The organism is Acinetobacter sp. T63, from assembly GCF_053852345.1.
This window is the reverse complement of the sequence record NZ_CM132659.1, coordinates 1265196-1283731: the sequence shown is the minus strand read 5'-3', so window position 1 is coordinate 1283731 and position 18536 is coordinate 1265196. Positions and strand designations below refer to the sequence as shown.

The window sequence follows — 18536 nt, the reverse complement described above, 5'->3', positions numbered from 1 at the left end:
ATTTTTTAACACATTTTTTAAAAAGATCAAGTGTTATTTCAAGGACTTCTTTTGAACGTCATTCATCATAATTATTGAAGCTTTTACTCTATATTCAAATAGCTAGCGCATTTTTCGGTTTAAGTCTGCACAAAACAGATTTTTTGTAATCCCCTCTTGATTTCATCACGCAAGTGTTTAGGATGAAAAAACAGCCTTTTTCGGCAATGATGCCTCGGAAAAGTAGTCAAGAAACAAGACATTATTTAAACAACAAAAAAATGGAATAAGGATATCAACATGCTTGGACGTATGATGTATCAACCGTTATTGATTAGCTCGCTGATTGAACATGCAGCACGCTATCATGGCGATACACCCATCATTTCAAAAAATACCGATGGCAGCATGAGCAGCACTGACTGGGCCGCTGTGGCAGAGAATGCCAAACGCTTTGCCAATGCGCTGCAGGCCTTGGGCCTAGAACAGAGTGACCGTGTGGCAACCATTGCCTGGAACAATCATCGTCACCTGGAAAGCTGGTATGCAATTTCCGGGAGTGGTCTGGTCTGCCATACCATTAACCCGCGTCTGTTTCCTGAACAGCTGATTTTTATTATTAATGATGCTCAAGACCGGGTGGTGATTTTTGATAAAACCTTCCTGCCGCTAATTGTCGGGGTAAAACAGCATTTGCCGCAGGTGGAGCATTTTATCTGTCTGGATGCACCGGATGATGCGGTCCGGGAAAAATTGCCTGAAGTTCAGTTTTATGATGATTTGATTGCCGCCCAGTCCAAGACATTTGACTGGCCAGAACTGGATGAGAATATGGCCAGTTCCCTGTGCTACACCTCAGGCACCACCGGTAATCCAAAAGGCGTGCTCTACAGCCACCGTTCCACCTTGCTGCACAGTTATGGCATCAGCCTGCCCGACTCCCTGAATTTATCGGCCAAAGATGTAATGCTGCCGGTAGTGCCGATGTTCCATGTCAATGCCTGGGGCACGCCATATGCTGCGGCGATGGTTGGCTCAACCCTGGTGTTGCCGGGACCAGGGCTGGATGGTGCCAGTCTGGTACAGCTCATTGATAATTATAAAGTGACGGTGGCCTTGGGTGTGCCGACCATCTGGCAAGGTTTACTGGCCGCAGCCAAACAGGCTGGCAGCACGCTGGAAAGTATGAACCGCAATGTTGTTGGTGGCTCGGCCTGCCCGCCGGCGATGCTGAAAACCTTTAAAGAGCAGTATAACTGCGACACCATTCATGCCTGGGGCATGACTGAAACCAGTCCGCTGGGTTCTGCCAACCAGCTCAAAGCCAAGCATGAACTGCTCAGTCCGGAGGAGAAAACCCAGTTACGACTGTCTCAAGGTCGTCCACCATTTGGGGTAGATTTACGTCTGGCTTCGGCAGAAAAAGGCACCGACTTGCTGCCACGTGATGGCCAGACCACCGGCAATTTACAGATTAAAGGCCACTGGATTATTGAGCGTTACTTTGGCAAAGAGGAATCTGCCCTGACCAGTGATGGCTGGTTCGATACCGGCGATATTGCCAGTCTGAACAGTGATGGTTTCCTGCACATTAGTGACCGTTCTAAAGACCTGATTAAATCGGGTGGTGAATGGATTTCATCGGTAGAACTGGAAAATCTGGCCATGTGCCATCCGGAAATTGCCATGGCCGCAGTGATTGCCGCCAGCCATCCAAAATGGGATGAACGTCCGGTAGTGATTGCCATGAAAGTGCCGGATAGCCAGCTTACCGAAAACGAACTGCTGGATTATTATGCCGATAAAGTGGCCAAATGGCAGATTCCCGATAAGGTTATTTTTGTTGACAGTATTCCACTCAGTGGGACCGGCAAAATGCTGAAAAAAGATTTACGCGAACAATATGGTCAGGTGCTGATGGAAGCGCCCGTGTAAATATTGGTCTATGTAGAGATAAGATAGAAAAAGCGCTGATAGATTCAGCGCTTTTTTATGGGATCAACAATGCGATATACCTAAGGATCACTGCTATTTATATTCACTTAAGCGTGTTTTTTAATTACATGCTCGGCAGAAAAATCACGATAGCTACGGCGTGAGGCAGTTTGTTCAGGCAATGGCTCAACCTCGTGCATGCTCTGCAGACAGCGTGCAGTCAGTTCAATATATTGCTGGGTGCCATGACGTTTCCAGGCAATTTCCTTGTCTTCCAGTGGCCGCACCACCTTAGCCGGACTGCCGAGTGCCAGGACATTGGCCGGAATCTGGGCTTTGGCTTTCACGGTACTGTTGGCGCCAATAATGGTATTTTCACCAATTTCCGCTTCATCCAAAATCACGCTATTCATGCCAACCAGTACGTTTTTACGAATGATGCAGCCATGCAAAATTGCCCCATGTCCGATATGGCCATATTCTTCTACCAGCGTCACGCTGTCTGGAAAACCATGCACGGTACAGGAATCCTGCACATTGGCATTCTGCTGAATATGGATTCGGCCAAAGTCGGCACGTAAGGCAGCAAATGGGCCAATATAAGCCCCGGCTTCAATAATCACATCACCAATAAGTACAGCAGTTGGATGCACATAAGCCTGCGGATGCACCACAGGAATCACACCATCAATGGAGTAACACGGCATATTTTATTCCTTTAAAATAAGCGGAGTAGATGCTTCCCCACCACGAGGCAAGGAAGCTCTATGAATAAGCTCAAGCCAATGAGCTGGGTTCTTCTATTTTAATACCGCCAAAACGCTTGAAGAATTGCGGATGCGCCGGTGGCATTGAACCTTCCGACGTGCGCGCCAGTTCCATAAAGAATTCTTCTCCGGCACTGACCACACGCTGATACAGGTTGCTACTTAAGTTGCGTGCATTCAGCGATAACCAGTCCGATGGCAGCAGCTCAAACGGCAGGTTCGGATCTTTCAGCAAAATCCGGCGATACTGATGAATCAGCAAAATCCGGATCTGGAAGGCCTGTACCGGGTCCAGTTCATCTTCGGCATCAACCAGATTCAGAAATTCACGGAAATCACCCATGAATTTTTCATAACGCTGATGCAGTTCAGGCACCGGCCAGTTGGTTGCCACCATGCGTTTAATGGTTGGATACGACTCCTGCCATAACTGCAAGGTTTCAGCTTTAAAGATCACCACCTGATCGGTCATTTGCAGATTCAGTAGCAGATTTTGCAGTTTCAGATGATCACAACCCGGATAAGCCATCACGTTGGTGGCAATATTGGCAAAACCGAGCCATTCCAGTTCTTTCTTTAAAATGGCTTTATTTTCCAGCTCGACCGAACTGAGCAGTACCAGATCCCATTTCTGGTCCCATTCCTTGTGCTGGAAGCTGTAAATTTTCTGGTCCGCCATAATAAAACGCTGGCGGCTGTTTTCGGTAATACGGTAATAACTGGTGCGGCCAATTTTTTCCGACACCAGCCAGCCGTTTTGTACCAGACGAAACACAGCGGTACGCACTGAACGTTCGTTCAGGCCAAACACATCCATCAGCTGGATCAGGCTAGCCAGACTGATAATCCCACCGCGATGAAAAATACAGTCACCAAATACGGTCATAATCAGCGATGTGCCACTTAAGGCTTCATGCTGAATAAAATCATCAATACTTTGTTTTAATTTTGGATTCATTGCGATGTATTCACACCCTGTTTGTGAGGGCAATTGACCGCAGTCAATCGCCCACTGAACCTATGCAGACTTTCGGATATCAAATACCCGCTGCGCCTTACCTTCTGAGCGTGGCAGGCTGCCTTCCGGCAACACATCCACCGTCACGCTAATGCCCACCATGGTTTTAATCTGGGCTTTTAACTGCCCGGCCAACTGGTGCGCCATAACATCATTGGTATCTTTACGCATTTCTGCCTGAATATGCAATGTGTCGAGGTGTCCCTGTTTACAAATATGAATCTGATAATTCGGAATCAGCTGCGGAATATGCAGAATTTGCTCTTCAATTTGTGACGGAAACACGTTCACACCGCGGATAATCATCATATCATCGCTGCGTCCAACGATTTTGTCCATACGACGCATGGTGCGTGCCGTACCGGGTAACAGACGGGTCAGGTCACGGGTACGGTAACGGATCACTGGCATGCCTTCTTTGGTGATGGTGGTAAAGACCAGCTCGCCCAGCTCACCATCTGGCAGGACTTCACCGGTTTCCGGATTGATAATTTCTGGATAGAAATGATCTTCCCAGATGGTTGGGCCGTCTTTGCTTTCCAGACATTCCATTGCCACACCTGGTCCCATTACTTCGGACAGGCCATAAATATCCAGTGCATCAATGCCCAAGCGCTCTTCAATTTCCTTGCGCATTTCATTGGTCCACGGCTCGGCACCAAAAATACCGGTACGGATAGAACAGTCTTTGGCTGTGCCAAATTTCTTTTCCAGCGCTTCAATAATATTCAGGCAGTAAGATGGCGTAACCATTAAAGCGGTGGGCTTAAAGTCATGAATCAGCTGCGCCTGACGCTCGGTTTGGCCACCCGACATTGGAATAACCGTGGCACCCAAACGCTCTACGCCATAATGCGCACCCAAACCGCCGGTAAACAGACCATAACCATAGGACACCTGAATGGTATCTTTGACACTTAAACCGGCTGCACGTAAGGAACGTGCTACCACATCTGACCAGGTCTGAATATCCTGCTGGGTATACCCGACCACGGTCGGCTGGCCGGTGGTGCCTGATGAGGCATGCACACGCACAATCTGTTCCTGTGGCACGGCAAACATGCCAAACGGATAGTTGTCACGTAAATCTTGTTTGGTGGTAAACGGGAATTTGGCCAGATCTTCCAAAGTGTTGAAATCATCAGGATGGACCCCTGCTTCATCAAACTTCTTTTGATACACCGGGCTGTTCTGGTAGGCATGCTGCAGCGTTTTTTTCATGCGCTGCAGCTGGATGCTACGTAATTCATCGATTGAAACAGTTTCGATTTTTTCCATTGCATTGTTATTCATCTTATTACTCCTTTTCAATCATCCTGATTGAGTGCTGTATTTTTTACTTGGATGTGTCCTCATCCACATTTTCGATAATCATGGCCACGCCCTGGCCCACACCGACACACATGGTGCACAGTGCATATTTCCCTTGACGACGTTTTAATTCTTTCATGGCGGTAATCACCAGACGCGTTCCACTCATCCCGAGTGGATGCCCCAAGGCAATCGCGCCACCATTTGGATTGACCCGAGCATCATCATCCTGCAGGCCCAGTTCACGGGTCACCGCCAGTGCCTGTGCGGCAAAGGCCTCGTTCAGCTCAATGATATCCATCTGATCTAGGGTTAGCCCGGTCAGCGCCAGCACTTTACGTACTGCCGGCACCGGCCCGATGCCCATATATCTGGCTTCAACACCGGCACTGGCCGAGGCCACCACTTTTGCCAATGGTTTCAGCTGATGCTGATCGACAAAAGCCTGATTGGCCAGCATGACACAGGCAGCGCCATCATTCACCCCGGAAGCATTACCGGCGGTGACTGAACCGCCTTCTTTACGAAACGGGGTTTTCAGGCTGCCTAAAGCCTCCAGCGTGGTGTCAGCACGTGGATGCTCATCGGTCTGGAAGATGATGCTGTTTTTCTTACGGTCTTTAATTTCAACCGGCATAATTTCTTCGGCCAGAATCCCGTTTTGCTGGGCCACTGCGGTTTTCTGCTGGCTACGATAGGCAAACAGGTCCTGATCGGCACGATGAATCTGGTATTTTTCTGCAACGTTTTCGGCGGTTTCCGGCATGCTGTCGACGCCAAACTGCGCTTTAAATTTCGGGTTAATAAAGCGCCAGCCGATGGTGGTATCAAAAATTTCCGGGGTGCGGCTAAAAGCGGTTTCCGGTTTGGACTGGACAAAAGGTGCACGGCTCATGGACTCAACCCCACCGGCCAGTACAAACCGCGCTTCACCGGCCTTGATCATACGCGCGCCTGTGGCAACCGCATCTAAACCTGAAGCACAAAGACGGTTTAGGGTAATGCCCGCGACATTGTCCGGCATGCCGGCCAGCAAGGCAGCCATACGCGCCACATTACGGTTATCTTCACCAGCCTGATTGGCACAGCCTAAAATCACCTCATCCAGTTCCTGCCAAGGCAGTTCAGGATGCTGGGCTTTTAAATACTGTATTGGCAAGGCAGCCAGGTCATCTGCACGGATGCTGCTGAGTGCACCGGCATAACGGCCAATTGGGGTGCGAATTCCATCGCAAATAAATACCTGTTCCATGTCCTGTGGTTTCCTTAGCCTGCTTGGCGAAATTCTAATTCTTGCTCTGACTGCGTACGTTCCTGTGCAGCCTTCTTGCTTAAATATATACTACAACGGTAGCGCTCTTCAGCATAAATACGATACATATTTTTCAAAATTTGTAAAATAGTGTTATATCCAATTTTTTCTGCCCACTGGAATGGACCTTGCGGATAATTCACACCATATTTCATTGCTGAATCAATATCTTGTTCGGTTGCTATAGCATGCAGCACTGCTTCACTGGCTTCATTCACCAGCATGGAAATGGTACGCAGCACATACAGACCTGCATGATCTTTAGTCCAGATTGGTATCAGATCAATCGCGGCAAAACACTGCTCGACTTTGGCGATATCGGCTGCGTTACAGGCCGGTGATGCCACGATTGGTAGTGCCTGTGCTGCATTCCAGTCAGCATGCCAGTCCATCAGCACCACTTTGTCCTTGCTATAGTCCAGCTCAACCGATTCACCGCGGCTTAAACGCAGGCGTACATCACCCAGTACAATCTCTTCATCTGCCTGTGGCTGACACTGTACTTTCAGCTGTGAGGCAGCCTGAATCCGCGAGATCAAGCCGCTAGAATGTGACCAGCTCCCATTGACCTCAATCTCAAGTTCACCCGGTGCAACGCTCGGCATGGCCGGCAAACGATAGGCCGGTGAACGTTCAGCCTGACGATAATCATAAAAACCCTGCCCGCTTTTACGGCCGAAACAGCCGGCATCCACCAGTTCTTTCTGGATTAAAGACGGACGATAGCGCGGCTCATAAAAGAATTCCTGATACACGCTTTGGGTCACGGAAAAATTGACATCCTGCCCGATTAAGTCGGTCAGTTCACATGGCCCCATGGCAAAGCGGCCACATTCACGCATGATAAAATCCAATTGTTCAGGCGTGGTGACATTTTCCTGCAAGACACGAAAAGCTTCGGCATAATAAGGGCGCGCTACCCGGTTGACAATGAAACCCGGCGTTGATTTGGCCGTCACTGGCACTTTGTTCCAACTTTGCATCAGGCTGAACAATGCCTGAGCAATCTGGGCTGAGGTTTTCAGACCCCGGATAATTTCTACCAGTTTCATTACCGGTGCCGGATTAAAAAAATGCAGTCCGACCACACGCTCAGGCTGTGGAATTGTCGCGGCAATGGCGGTAATGGAAATGGATGAGGTGTTAGAGGCAAAAATAGTTTCCGCTGGACACAGTGCCGCCAGTTGCTGAAACAGCGCTTGTTTGACCTCTTTCTTTTCCACAATGGCTTCAACCACCAGTTGTGCATTCGCCAGTGCCTGAAGATCGCTGGCAATTGTTAAATTGGCCAGCGTTTGCTCTAACAGCTGCGCTGTCATTTTCCCGGCCGTAACACGTTTTTCCAGCTGTGTTTTCAATTGCGCCAAAGCAGCCTCAGATTTTTGCACATCCACATCAAACAGCTGGGTTGGATGGCCATGCATCGCCGCCAATTGTGCAATACCAATGCCCATGGTGCCGGCACCAATCACCGCGACACGGGCCTGCTGTAAACAAAGTTGTTCCATGATTAGCATCCTGTATATTGCGGTGTGCGTTTTTGCATAAAGGCTTGGACGCCTTCTTTATAATCACTTGAACGGCCGGCCAGACGCTGCAGGTCACGTTCCAGAATGAGCTGTTCATCCAGATTATTGTCGGCTGCAGCATGAATGGCTTTTTTAATTAAGGACAGGCCATAGGTCGGCTGTTTGGCTAAATGCTCGGCCATTTTCTCGGCTTCGGCTTTCAGCTGATCATCTTCTACCACCTGCCAGATCATGCCCAGTTGCAGCGCCTGTTCTGCGCTGACTTTATCGCCCAGCATGGCCAGACCCATGGCTTGGGCACGGCCAACCAGACGCGGCAGGAACCAGGTGCCACCTGAATCCGGAACCAGACCTAAACGGCAGAAAGCCTGAATAAAGGATGCCGATTTCGCAGCCAGCACAATGTCACAGGCCAAGGCAATATTGGCACCAGCACCGGCCGCAACCCCGTTAACCGCGCACAGCACCGGTTTTGGCATGTCGGTAATCAGCTTGATTAAAGGGTTGTAATATTTCTCAATTGACAGGCCTAAATCTGGCGCATCGGCATTCGGATCCACCACGCGGTCATTCAAATCCTGTCCGGCACAGAAACCACGACCTTCGGCGGAAATGACCACCGCGCGAATCTTGCTGTCTTTGGCCCAGGCCCTCATAACCTTGGACACTTCCTGATGCATGGTTTCATTAAAACTGTTGAGCTGCTTCGGACGGTTAAAGGTCAAATAGCCCACTGCATTTTTTTCTTCGACAATAATTGTTTGGTAATCCATTACACACCTCTAAATTCCGGTTTTCTTTTTTCTAAAAATGCCTGAATGCCTTCCTGACGGTCTTGGGTCGCGGCCAGCCAGACAAAATGTTGACGTTCTAATTTGAGGCCCTGGCTCAAGGTCACTTCATGAATCGACTTTAAGGACTGTTTGATGGCACGGATAGCCAGTGGCGCCTGCGCTGCAATTTTTGTTGCCAGTTCCAGTGCATATTGCACCGTAAGGCCGCTTGGACAGACCTGACTGCTAATGCCGTGTTGCAAGGCGGTCGTGGCGGAGACCATCTCTCCGGTCATGGCCCAGCGCATCGCCAGTTGCTGCCCAACCAGACGCGCCAAACGCTGGGTCCCACCGGCGCCTGGTAACATGCCCAAACCAATTTCAGGGAGTGCAAACTGGGCATTTTCACCGGTGACAATCATGTCGCCATGCAGGGCCAGTTCAAAACCTGCCCCCAGCGCATAACCATTGACCGCCATAATCAGTGGCTTGGAAAATTCATCAATACCTTTCCACAGCAATGGACGCTGATCCTGCTGGATGCTCACCACATCCAGTTGTGCCAGTTCATTTAAATCTGCCCCGGCAGCAAAACACTGCGGATTGCCGGTAATCACCACGGCTTTTACACTGGAATCTGCATCCAGCTGCTGCAGATGATCAGCCAGTTCTTTTAAGGTGGCATTGTTCAGGGCATTGCGCTTTTCCGGGCGGTTCAGTTCAATTAACACCACACCCGGCGCGGCCAGACTGCTTTTTAAATAATCCATGGCTTGTGACTCCCTGTCCGCTGCTTATTCGTCAAAACTCAAGCGTACATTGGCACTGGTCGGGCGTGCCTGACAGCTCAGCACATAGCCTTTGGCCACTTCATCTTCTTCCAGGCTGTAGTTGATGGCCATTTCGACCTCACCTTCCAGCACCTTGCATTTACAGGTCGCACAGACCCCGCCTTTACAGGCATAAGGCAAGTCAGCACCGGCGCGTAAGGCGGCATCGAGAATGCTGTCATCCTGTTTGGAAACGTCGACAATCAGTTCACGGCCATCGAGAATAATATTGACCTTCTCTTCGCTACGGCTTTCAATTTGCGCAGCGCTGGCTTTCGGCACAGTACCGGTATTAAAACGCTCGGTGTGAATTTTGCTGCGCTCGATGCCCAGTTCTGGTAACACTGTTTCCACCGCATTCATCATCTCTTCCGGGCCACAGGCAAAGCAGTGATCGAACTGGGAATGAATTAAACCCGCCTGAAACAGCTGTTGCAGTTTTTCCGCATCAATCCGGCCATTGAGTAACTGGCTGTCATTCAGTTCACGCGAGAAAACATTGACCAGTTGTAGACGCTCTTTATAACGGTCTTTTAAATCCATGATCTGTTCCGAGAACATGGTCTGTTTCCAGGAACGGTTACCATAAACCAAGGTAAAATGCGCACCCGGCTGATGGTTCAGCACCGATTTTACAATCGACAAAATTGGGGTAATGCCGCTACCAGCAGCAAAGCCAAGATAATTCTGGCCGCCAGTTTTGGCTGCTTTTTGAAAAAATACGCCTTGTGGTGGCATCACTTCCAATACATCACCGGCTTTAAGATGTTCATTGGCCCAGGTCGAAAACTGGCCCTGATCAATTTTCTTGATGGCAATGCTCATGTCTTCAGCACGATCACTGCAAATTGAATAACAACGACGGATTTCACCCTGCTCGGTCAAATGACGGATGGTAAGATGCTGGCCTGGCTGATACTGGAATAAATCGGCCTGTTCAGGTGCCAGATCAAAGGCAATACAGATGGCCTGTTCGGTTTGTGGCTGAATTGATTTAATGGTTAAAGGTATAAATTGGCTCATGTGAAAATCCCTCTTGCATGCCGACGGTGCTTGTGATGCTTATATACATTTGAAATAGTCGAACGGTTCAAGACAGTCCTGACACTTGTATAAGGCTTTGCAGGCTGTGGAACTGAATTCGCTTAATAATTTGGTCTGCTGGCTATGACAGTGTGGACAGCGAATGCCATCACTGAGCGCCACATGCGTACCACATTGATGTGACTGGCCTTGTGGCGGTGCAATACCGTACTGCTGCAGCTTCTGCTTGCCGCTTTCGCTCATCCAGTCGGTGGTCCAGGCTTCAGATAAATCTACCACCACCTGAACCGGGGTTAGACCTTTACTTTGAAACGCCGCGGTAATTTCATCTTTAAGCAGATCTGTGGCCGGACAGCCGCTATAGGTCGGGGTCAGTCGCACCACAATTTCATCTTGCGCGTTGAGTTCAACGCCGCGAATCATGCCCAGATCCAGCACCGACAGCACTGGAATTTCCGGATCAGACACCTGCGCCAGCGCATCCCAGCATTCATCTAGACAATGTCGAATTAAATTCATGCGACTCACTCCCTGTGATCAAGCTGAATTACCAGGCCATATTTGGATAGGAACGTTGCATATATTGCAGTTCGGCCAGAATAAAGCCCAGGTGTTCGGTATGCAGACCCTGTTTGGCGCCACTACGATACGCCCCGGTATCTGGCAGGCTCAGGCCAAAACGTTGCAGTTCGGTCTGCACCTGTGCCGTCCATGCTGCTTTTAAAGGTGCGAAGTCTGGCAAAATGCCCTGTACGACCAGCTGCTGCTCATCCGCGGTCTGTTCAAACAGCTCTGCGCTAAAGCGCCATAACTGGTTCAAACCCTGCTGGGTTTTCTCATGCGCTTCGGCGGTGCCCAGACTTAAGCGCTCCATCCAGGTGGTAGAAAAACGCAAATGATATTTGACTTCTTTTAAGGATTTCACCGCAAAAGCGGCGACATCGGCCTGCTGGCTCTGGCTTAAAGCGCTAAACAGCTCCAAGTGATACAGGTCCATCAACCATTGACGCACCATGGTCTGGGCAAAGTCACCATTCGGTTGTTCGCATAACAACAAGTTGCGGTATTCACGTTCGGTGCGGAAATAGGCCAGTTTGTCTTCATCACGGCCCAAACCTTCGATCTCACCAGCCAGACTTAAAGCGGTACGTGCCTGACCGAGCAGGTCCAGACCGATATTGGCCAGTGCAATGTCCAGCTCCAGTTCCGGCGCATGGCCACACCACTCAGCCAGACGGTGCGATAAAATCAGCTGGCTGTCGCCCACATGCAGGAGAAATTGTGCTAATACAGTTTGATTCATTGTACTACTCCTTACATGTGCTCAATGCCATCTGGAATATTGTAAAACGTCGGGTGACGATAGACTTTGTCCAGTGAAGGATCAAAAAATTCTGGTTTTTCATCTGGTTGAGATGAAGTAATCAGTTCCGATTTCACCACCCAGATGCTCACCCCTTCATTGCGGCGGGTATAAACATCACGTGCATTTTGCAGTGCCACTTCATCATCAGATGCACGCAGGCTGCCAACATGACGATGGCTTAAACCCTGTTTGCTGCGTACAAACACTTCATATAAAGACCAGTGATTTTTATTGTCCATGAGCGTATTCCTTCTTCATTTCCGTATGTGAGCTGTTTAAGCAACTTTCTGTTGTTGTTGCTGGGTCTGTTGTTTCTGGGCATAAACGGCTGCGGTATCACGCACCCATTTGCCGCCTTCCCAGGCTTTACGACGTGCTTCAATGCGTTCGTGGTTACATGGGCCTTTGCCGGCAATCACATCAAAGAATTCGGTCCAGTTAATTTCACCAAACTCGTAATGGCCAGTGTCTTGATTAAAACGTAAATCTGGATCTGGCACGCTCAGGCCAAGCTGCAACACTTGTGGTACGGTGTTATCGACAAACTTCTGACGCAGTTCATCATTACTGAAACGTTTGATTTTCCAGGCCATGCTTTGCGCGCTGTTCGGCGAGTTGTCATCGCTTGGACCAAACATCATCAGCGCCGGCCACCAGAAACGGTTAACCGCATCTTGCGCCATCTGTTTTTGTTCTGGCGTACCATTGGCCAGTTGCATCATGGCTTCAAAGCCCTGACGCTGATGGAAACTCTCTTCTTTACAGATGCGCACCATGGCACGGGCATACGGACCATAAGAGGTACGGCAAAGCGCGACCTGATTGACAATCGCTGCACCATCGACCAGCCAGCCAATCGCGGCTACATCGGCCCAGCTCAGGGTTGGATAGTTAAAGATGGATGAATATTTCATGCGACCGGCAATCAGCTTGTCCATCATGTCATCACGGTCGGCGCCCAGAGTTTCTGCTGCGCTGTACAGATACAGCGCATGACCGGCTTCATCCTGCACTTTGGCCAGCAGTACGGCCTTACGTTTTAAGCTAGGTGCACGGGTAATCCAGTTGCCTTCTGGCAACATGCCGACCACTTCAGAGTGCGCATGCTGGCCAATCTGGCGAATCAGGGTTTTACGGTAAGCCTCTGGCATCCAGTTTTTAGGTTCAATTGAAATGTCCTTTTCAATTGCCTGCTCAAAGCTGTGAAGTTGATTTGTCATTTTATCCTCACTTATCCCAAGTGTTCTGGTATTAAAATTAAAACGATACATTTTAAAAATCAATATTAATTTTTAAGTATCAAATAAAATAATTCACAAAATTAACTCAATTTATTGTTTTTTAATATTTTTATTTTTTAAAAAATTTTTTATTGCAAAATTTGAGCAGAAATATGATTGACAAAAGCGCGTTAAAGTCAGAAATTATAAAACATCAAAACTAAAATATTACTCAAAACGTATCATAAAAGGAGTTATATCATGCTTGAGTTAGACACCCAGACAGCGCAGACGGAATCGCAAGCGACTGATTATTCAAGCGTTCGCCCGGCACTGAAGACCTTAAGCTCACTGGTATGCGGTCAGGAATTTGTTGCGAGTCAGGATTTCCGTCCGGTACAGCATGCCATTACCGGTGAAACCATTTATCAGGTCAGCAGCTTTGGCCTCGACACCCGTGCGGTGGTCGACTATGCCAAACAGCATGGCGCGGCGATTGCCTCCTGGACTTTTCATCAGCGTGCCAATGCACTTAAACAGGTGGCGCAATATCTACTGGAACGTAAAGAAGATTTTTATGAACTGGCCAAAGCCACCGGCTGTACCCGTAAAGATGCCTGGATTGATGTCGAAGGTGGTATTGGTACCCTGTTTGCCTATTCCAGTCTGGTGCGCCGCGAACTGAGCGATGAAACCGCCTGGGTGGAAGACAGCTGGATTCCGCTGTCCAAGCATGGCGCTTTTGGCGCCAAACACGTCTTAAGCCCGAAAGCAGGCGTGGCGGTGCATATTAATGCCTTTAACTTCCCGATCTGGGGCATGCTGGAAAAAATCGCGCCAACCTTATTGGCCGGTGTACCGTGTATTGTTAAACCGGCGACCGAAGGTGCCGAGCTGACCCATGCCGTAGTTAAAGCTATTCATGCCAGCGGGTATTTACCGGAAGGTGCATTACAGCTGATTTGCGGCCAGACTTATGACCTGTTTGAGCAGCTGAATCCACAAGATACCGTGACTTTCACCGGTTCTGCTGCAACCGGCCAGAAATTACGTGCGCATCCGCACCTGAATCAGTACTCGATTCCATTTAGCATGGAAGCCGATTCTGTCAACAGCGCCATTCTGACGGAACAGGCCAGCGATACGGCGATTGACCTGTTTGTGCGTGAAGTCTTCCGTGAAATGACCAGCAAAGCCGGACAGAAATGTACTGCAATTCGTCGCGCTTTTGTGCCACGTGAACTTTTAGCGACCGTGCAGGAACGTTTGATTGCCAAGCTGCAAAAAGTGGTAGTCGGTAATCCGGAGCTGGATCAGGTCACCATGGGTGCACTGGCCAGCCTCAAACAGAAACAGGACGTGGCGGCCAAGGTGGAACAGTTAAGCCAGGAAGCCCAAATTGTCTTTGGTAGCCATTTACGTCAGGACTTTAGTATTCAGGCCGATCAACCCCAACTCGGCGCATTCTATCCGCCAACTGTACTGGTCTGTGAACAGCCTGAACAGGCCAGCAGCCTGCATCAGATTGAAGCCTTTGGTCCGGTGGTAACGCTGATGGCATATGATCATCTGGCACAACTGGCCGGTCTGGTGGCACGCGGTGAAGGTAGTCTGGTGGCCTCGGTGGTACGTGATTGCGAGCAGAATATTGAACAGCTGATTGCCAAGATTGCCCCGTGGCATGGCCGTGTGCATGTGCTGGATGAGGAAAGCGCCAAAGAAAGTACCGGTCATGGTTCGCCATTGCCGCATCTGGTGCATGGTGGTCCGGGTCGTGCCGGTGGCGGTGAGGAACTGGGCGGCTTGCGCGCGGTAAAACACTATATGCAACGCACTGCAATTCAGGGTTCACCGAATGCTATGACCCAGATTGGGCATAGCTGGACCGCCGGTGCTAAGGTGTTTGAAGATCGGGTTCATCCATTTAAAAAATCGTTTGATGAATTACGTGTTGGTGAACGTCTGCTCACCGCACGCCGTACCGTAACCGAGGCCGATCTGGTGAACTTCGCCTGCTTAAGCGGTGATTATTTCTATGCACATATGGACAAAATTGCCGCGGCAGAATCGCTGTTTGAAGAGCGTGTCGCACACGGCTACTTTGTGGTGTCGGCCGCAGCCGGTCTGTTTGTTGATGCTGCGCCTGGCCCGGTGATTGCCAACTACGGCATGGACAACCTGCGCTTTGTCGAGCCGGTGAAAATTGGTGATACCATTCAGGTCGAGCTGACCTGCAAGCAGAAAACCCCGAAACAGCAACGCGACCCAAGCCAGAAGCCACACGGCGTGGTGGTGTGGGATATTAAAGTGAAAAACCAGCGTAATGAACTGGTCGCCACCTACGATATTCTGACACTGGTAGAACGTGGCGAAGCTTAAGCCGAACTATATTGAACCAAGAAAAGGAATCTTTATGATTCCTTTTTTTATTTATACTTAAAAATATGTATCTTTTTATTCAGAACAGATTGACCCGCTGTGCAGAAAGGAATAAATTGAAGATAGACGATACAAAACAAAAATAACAAGGTTTAAAACGTATCATATTATCTTATACGTTCAGCACAGGAAGTTGCACAATGAATGATAAAACTCTAGAGATAGATGCGGTTGAAAGGAATATTCAACCCGAAAGCAAACAGTTTGAAGCGGCTCATCCCATTGACTTGCCGGCCACGCCTAGTTCGCAGGACAGCAGCAGTACCTATCAGTGGTATGTGGTGATTATCTGTATGGTGGCCTATATCCTGTCTTTTGTAGACCGCCAGATTCTGTCCTTAATGATTGAGCCAATTAAGGCCGATTTAATGCTCAGTGATACCCAGTTCAGCTTATTGCAAGGCCTGGCCTTCTCGCTGTTCTATGCCTTTATGGGTGTGCCCATTGCCGCACTGGCCGATAAAAAATCACGGATTAAAATTATTTCTATCGGCATTGCCTTCTGGAGTCTGGCCACAGCGGCTTGTGGTTTAAGTAAAAACTTCATCCAGATGTTTTTAGCACGTTTAAGTGTCGGCGCCGGTGAAGCGGCCCTGTCACCTGCCTTCTACTCGATTGTGGCTGACCTGTTCCCGAAAGAAAAACTTGGCCGTGCTTTAGGTGTTTATGCGATTGGTGCCTTTATTGGTTCTGGTCTGGCCTTCCTGATTGGCGGCTACGTGATTGGCTTATTAAAAGAAGTCGATTTTGTGGTATTGCCAATAATTGGTGAATTAAAAACCTGGCAACTGACTTTTTTTATTGTCGGTTTACCGGGTGTATTATTGGCCCTGGTGATGATTCTGACCGTACGTGAACCCAGCCGTAAAGGTGTGAAAGTCGGTCAGGATGGTGAAGTCGTTAAAGCCTCATTTAAAAACTCGGTGGCTTTTATTAAATTGCACAAGAAAACTTTCTTCTGTCATTTTATTGGCTTCTCTTTCTACACCATGATGCTGTATTCGTTATTAGGCTGGGCACCGGCCTATTACATGCGTCATTTTGGTCTCGATGCCAGTCAGACCGGTTATGTCTTGGGCTGTATTATTCTGGTGGCGAATACGGCGGGTGCGCTGTTCTGCGGCTGGCTCATCGACTTTTTTTCCAAACGTGGCTATAGCGATGCGGCTATTCGTGCCGGTGCTTTGGGCTGTGCAGCGCTGATTATTCCAAGTGTGCTGTTTACCCAGGTAGATAATCTGTACTTATCGTTTGCACTGATTTTTGTGGCGATGTTCTTCTCGACCTTCCCGATTCCAGCCTCGGCTGCCGCGACACAAATGCTGACCCCCAACCAGCTCCGTGCTCAGGTTTCTGCCAAATTCCTGCTGATCTCCAACCTGATTGCCTTGGGTGTGGGTACTACGGCTGTGGCTTTAATTACCGATAACTATTTTGAAAACACACTGATGGTTGGCCACTCGATTTCAATTGTCAATGCAGTGGCCGGTGTGATTGGCGTATTCCTGCTGTATAAAGGTTGTCGCTATTATCGTGACAGTATCCAGCATGAAAAATTGAACTAAGTGCTCCATCCCTGATGAAGAATGAGCCGGCCTCATTCTTCATTTATTTCTGGCAGATCATCCATCCTATCTCATCTTCCCTGTTCAAATTGACTTTTCTATCTCCTGATCTGCGCGTTTTCAGCATCTTCAAAATTCATCTGATTTCTGGTGATGATGCTTATACAGTATTACTACCATCTGCAATCTTTTTGCAGCAGCAACTGTGCTACATTCATGTATGTTGATCATCTGATTCCTTATAACGACAAGCTTTGGGAGCGACTCATGGCGAAAATGAAAAAAGCATCGATGCATATTGATATTGGTATTTCTGAAGATAACCGGGCCAAAATTGTCGAAGGGCTTTCCCGACTTCTGGCCGACAGTTATACCCTATATTTAATGACCCATAATTTCCACTGGAACGTGACCGGGCCACAGTTTAACAGCCTGCACACCATGTTTATGACGCAATATACCGAGCAATGGAATGCACTGGATGTTATTGCCGAGCGGATTCGTGCGCTGGGTTTTCCGGCGCCGGGAACCTATAAAGAATTTGTAAAACTGGCGTCGATTGAAGAAGTCGAAGGTGTACCAAAAGCCAATGAAATGGTGGAGTTATTGGTTCGTGCCCATGAAACAGTTGCCCGTACCGCACGCAGTATTTTTGATGTGGTGGAAGAAGCCAATGACCAGCCAACTGCGGATGTACTGACCCAACGATTGGAAGTCCATGAAAAAACTGCCTGGATGTTAAGAAGCCTGTTAGAAGAATAAATAGATGAAGAATAAAACCGGGGCGATGCTCCGGTTTTATTTTGGGTGATTTTAGACGCTGCTGATCTAAAGTGAGGATCAACAAACAAGGATCAGCTGCTAAGTTTGGTGTTCAAAAAAACCAAGAAGAAACCGCCCGAAGACGGCTTGTTTTAGAAATGGTATCGAATACCCGCTTTATAAGTTACTCCATTTAAATCCAGCTCATCGGCATTACCCGCTACACACTCACCCTCGAAGCACACTTTGGCATCTCGGTTGAACATCCATTGATAGCCAAATGCACCAAACATATCAACCTGTGGAGATACTTTATACCCTACCTCCAGCGCTGCCGGAATTGTGAAGTATTCTAATTCAACGCTTACGCGTCCAAAATCAGGATCGGTTTCGCTTTCATCAAGCCAGCTATAGCCAAGACCTAATGATGCTGCCGAATACAACTTTGCGCTTTCCAGAAATTTGTATTTATAACCGAATGCAAATTGATTGTAGTCAATATCTGAACTTTGGAACATATACTCTGCCCAAAGGCTGGCTTTAGGATGTACCTGATAAGCAGCATTCACAAATAAGCCATCAAAAGATTCGGTTCCGAGAAATTCATCAGAGCCTAACTTTGATCCGGCATAGCCAAGCGCAATAGAAAATGGCTTTGTTGCACAAAGATTTAAAAGACAGCACTC

Annotated in this window: 17 protein-coding genes; 4 read left to right on the top strand and 13 right to left on the bottom strand. The window is 48.6% G+C overall.

The annotated features are described in order from the left end of the window. The first annotated feature begins 279 nt into the window (after positions 1-279). The gene (locus ACVLR6_RS06240) at positions 280-1914 is read left to right on the top strand and encodes a long-chain-fatty-acid--CoA ligase (RefSeq protein WP_455996051.1); all 1635 of its coding nucleotides are present in this window, start codon (positions 280-282) and stop codon (positions 1912-1914) included. Positions 1915-2021: 107 nt separating this feature from the next. Here the strand turns inward: ACVLR6_RS06240 and ACVLR6_RS06235 are convergent, their stop codons facing one another. The 12 genes from ACVLR6_RS06235 to paaA form a co-directional block, all read right to left on the bottom strand. Continuing rightward, positions 2022-2621: a gamma carbonic anhydrase family protein gene (locus ACVLR6_RS06235; protein ID WP_075166749.1), complete on the bottom strand. Its 600-nt coding sequence runs from the start codon at positions 2619-2621 to the stop codon at positions 2022-2024. 70 nt (positions 2622-2691) lie between these two features. Then, complete coding sequence (gene paaX / locus ACVLR6_RS06230; protein ID WP_005177380.1) at positions 2692-3639, bottom strand: phenylacetic acid degradation operon negative regulatory protein PaaX; 948 nt, start codon at positions 3637-3639, stop codon at positions 2692-2694. Between the two features lie 60 nt (positions 3640-3699). Continuing rightward, positions 3700-4992, bottom strand: a complete 1293-nt coding sequence (gene paaK, locus ACVLR6_RS06225; protein ID WP_455996049.1) for a phenylacetate--CoA ligase PaaK — start codon at positions 4990-4992, stop codon at positions 3700-3702. A 43-nt stretch (positions 4993-5035) separates the two neighbouring features. Continuing rightward, positions 5036-6262 (bottom strand): 3-oxoadipyl-CoA thiolase, encoded by a 1227-nt coding sequence (gene pcaF, locus ACVLR6_RS06220; protein WP_104494831.1) that lies wholly within the window; start codon positions 6260-6262, stop codon positions 5036-5038. Between the two features lie 14 nt (positions 6263-6276). Then, on the bottom strand, positions 6277-7830 hold the full coding sequence (locus ACVLR6_RS06215) for a 3-hydroxyacyl-CoA dehydrogenase (protein WP_455996047.1): 1554 nt from the start codon (positions 7828-7830) through the stop codon (positions 6277-6279). Positions 7831-7832: 2 nt separating this feature from the next. Next, entirely contained in the window at positions 7833-8624 is a 792-nt protein-coding gene (gene paaG, locus ACVLR6_RS06210) for a 2-(1,2-epoxy-1,2-dihydrophenyl)acetyl-CoA isomerase PaaG (protein WP_455996045.1), read from the bottom strand. Beyond that, positions 8624-9394 (bottom strand): enoyl-CoA hydratase-related protein, encoded by a 771-nt coding sequence (locus ACVLR6_RS06205; RefSeq protein ID WP_253096753.1) that lies wholly within the window; start codon positions 9392-9394, stop codon positions 8624-8626. Before ACVLR6_RS06205 ends, paaG begins: the two co-directional genes overlap by 1 nt. 24 nt (positions 9395-9418) lie before the next feature. Continuing rightward, positions 9419-10477 carry a 1,2-phenylacetyl-CoA epoxidase subunit PaaE gene (gene paaE / locus ACVLR6_RS06200; RefSeq protein ID WP_075174494.1) on the bottom strand — a complete coding sequence of 353 codons (1059 nt, stop codon included), beginning with the start codon at positions 10475-10477 and terminating at the stop codon, positions 9419-9421. Positions 10478-10516: 39 nt separating this feature from the next. Then, entirely contained in the window at positions 10517-11017 is a 501-nt protein-coding gene (gene paaD, locus ACVLR6_RS06195; RefSeq protein ID WP_016658268.1) for a 1,2-phenylacetyl-CoA epoxidase subunit PaaD, read from the bottom strand. Between the two features lie 28 nt (positions 11018-11045). After that, positions 11046-11801, bottom strand: a complete 756-nt coding sequence (paaC, locus tag ACVLR6_RS06190) for a 1,2-phenylacetyl-CoA epoxidase subunit PaaC (RefSeq protein WP_104494837.1) — start codon at positions 11799-11801, stop codon at positions 11046-11048. A gap of 11 nt (positions 11802-11812) precedes the next feature. Further along, positions 11813-12103 (bottom strand): 1,2-phenylacetyl-CoA epoxidase subunit PaaB, encoded by a 291-nt coding sequence (paaB, locus tag ACVLR6_RS06185; protein ID WP_005177351.1) that lies wholly within the window; start codon positions 12101-12103, stop codon positions 11813-11815. A gap of 36 nt (positions 12104-12139) precedes the next feature. Beyond that, a complete protein-coding gene (gene paaA, locus ACVLR6_RS06180; RefSeq protein WP_104490639.1) occupies positions 12140-13084 on the bottom strand; it encodes a 1,2-phenylacetyl-CoA epoxidase subunit PaaA in 945 nt (314 codons plus the stop codon). Positions 13085-13345: 261 nt separating this feature from the next. On the opposite strand from paaA, the gene paaZ reads away from it, so the two are divergent. From paaZ to ACVLR6_RS06165, 3 genes are all read left to right on the top strand, one after another. Continuing rightward, positions 13346-15463, top strand: a complete 2118-nt coding sequence (paaZ, locus tag ACVLR6_RS06175) for a phenylacetic acid degradation bifunctional protein PaaZ (RefSeq protein WP_455996042.1) — start codon at positions 13346-13348, stop codon at positions 15461-15463. A gap of 200 nt (positions 15464-15663) precedes the next feature. After that, a complete protein-coding gene (locus ACVLR6_RS06170; protein ID WP_104511156.1) occupies positions 15664-17088 on the top strand; it encodes a spinster family MFS transporter in 1425 nt (474 codons plus the stop codon). 267 nt (positions 17089-17355) lie between these two features. Further along, the gene (locus tag ACVLR6_RS06165) at positions 17356-17850 is read left to right on the top strand and encodes a Dps family protein (RefSeq protein WP_005177343.1); all 495 of its coding nucleotides are present in this window, start codon (positions 17356-17358) and stop codon (positions 17848-17850) included. Positions 17851-18002: 152 nt separating this feature from the next. Here ACVLR6_RS06165 and ACVLR6_RS06160 read toward each other — a convergent pair whose 3' ends face one another. Next, a complete protein-coding gene (locus ACVLR6_RS06160; protein WP_180006553.1) occupies positions 18003-18419 on the bottom strand; it encodes an outer membrane beta-barrel protein in 417 nt (138 codons plus the stop codon). Between the last annotated feature and the right edge of the window lie 117 nt (positions 18420-18536).

What these genes read in the sequence shown, in the direction of transcription:
- ACVLR6_RS06170 (WP_104511156.1), top strand. Translation starts at nt 15,664, where the DNA reads ATGAATGATAAAACTCTAGAGATAGATGCGGTTGAAAGGAATATTCAA.
- ACVLR6_RS06215 (WP_455996047.1), bottom strand. Translation starts at nt 7,830, where the DNA reads ATGGAACAACTTTGTTTACAGCAGGCCCGTGTCGCGGTGATTGGTGCC.
- paaA (WP_104490639.1), bottom strand. Translation starts at nt 13,084, where the DNA reads ATGACAAATCAACTTCACAGCTTTGAGCAGGCAATTGAAAAGGACATT.
- pcaF (WP_104494831.1), bottom strand. Translation starts at nt 6,262, where the DNA reads ATGGAACAGGTATTTATTTGCGATGGAATTCGCACCCCAATTGGCCGT.
- paaB (WP_005177351.1), bottom strand. Translation starts at nt 12,103, where the DNA reads ATGGACAATAAAAATCACTGGTCTTTATATGAAGTGTTTGTACGCAGC.
- ACVLR6_RS06240 (WP_455996051.1), top strand. Translation starts at nt 280, where the DNA reads ATGCTTGGACGTATGATGTATCAACCGTTATTGATTAGCTCGCTGATT.
- paaG (WP_455996045.1), bottom strand. Translation starts at nt 8,624, where the DNA reads ATGGATTACCAAACAATTATTGTCGAAGAAAAAAATGCAGTGGGCTAT.
- paaE (WP_075174494.1), bottom strand. Translation starts at nt 10,477, where the DNA reads ATGAGCCAATTTATACCTTTAACCATTAAATCAATTCAGCCACAAACC.
- paaC (WP_104494837.1), bottom strand. Translation starts at nt 11,801, where the DNA reads ATGAATCAAACTGTATTAGCACAATTTCTCCTGCATGTGGGCGACAGC.
- paaZ (WP_455996042.1), top strand. Translation starts at nt 13,346, where the DNA reads ATGCTTGAGTTAGACACCCAGACAGCGCAGACGGAATCGCAAGCGACT.
- ACVLR6_RS06165 (WP_005177343.1), top strand. Translation starts at nt 17,356, where the DNA reads ATGGCGAAAATGAAAAAAGCATCGATGCATATTGATATTGGTATTTCT.
- paaD (WP_016658268.1), bottom strand. Translation starts at nt 11,017, where the DNA reads ATGAATTTAATTCGACATTGTCTAGATGAATGCTGGGATGCGCTGGCG.
- paaX (WP_005177380.1), bottom strand. Translation starts at nt 3,639, where the DNA reads ATGAATCCAAAATTAAAACAAAGTATTGATGATTTTATTCAGCATGAA.
- paaK (WP_455996049.1), bottom strand. Translation starts at nt 4,992, where the DNA reads ATGAATAACAATGCAATGGAAAAAATCGAAACTGTTTCAATCGATGAA.
- ACVLR6_RS06205 (WP_253096753.1), bottom strand. Translation starts at nt 9,394, where the DNA reads ATGGATTATTTAAAAAGCAGTCTGGCCGCGCCGGGTGTGGTGTTAATT.
- ACVLR6_RS06235 (WP_075166749.1), bottom strand. Translation starts at nt 2,621, where the DNA reads ATGCCGTGTTACTCCATTGATGGTGTGATTCCTGTGGTGCATCCGCAG.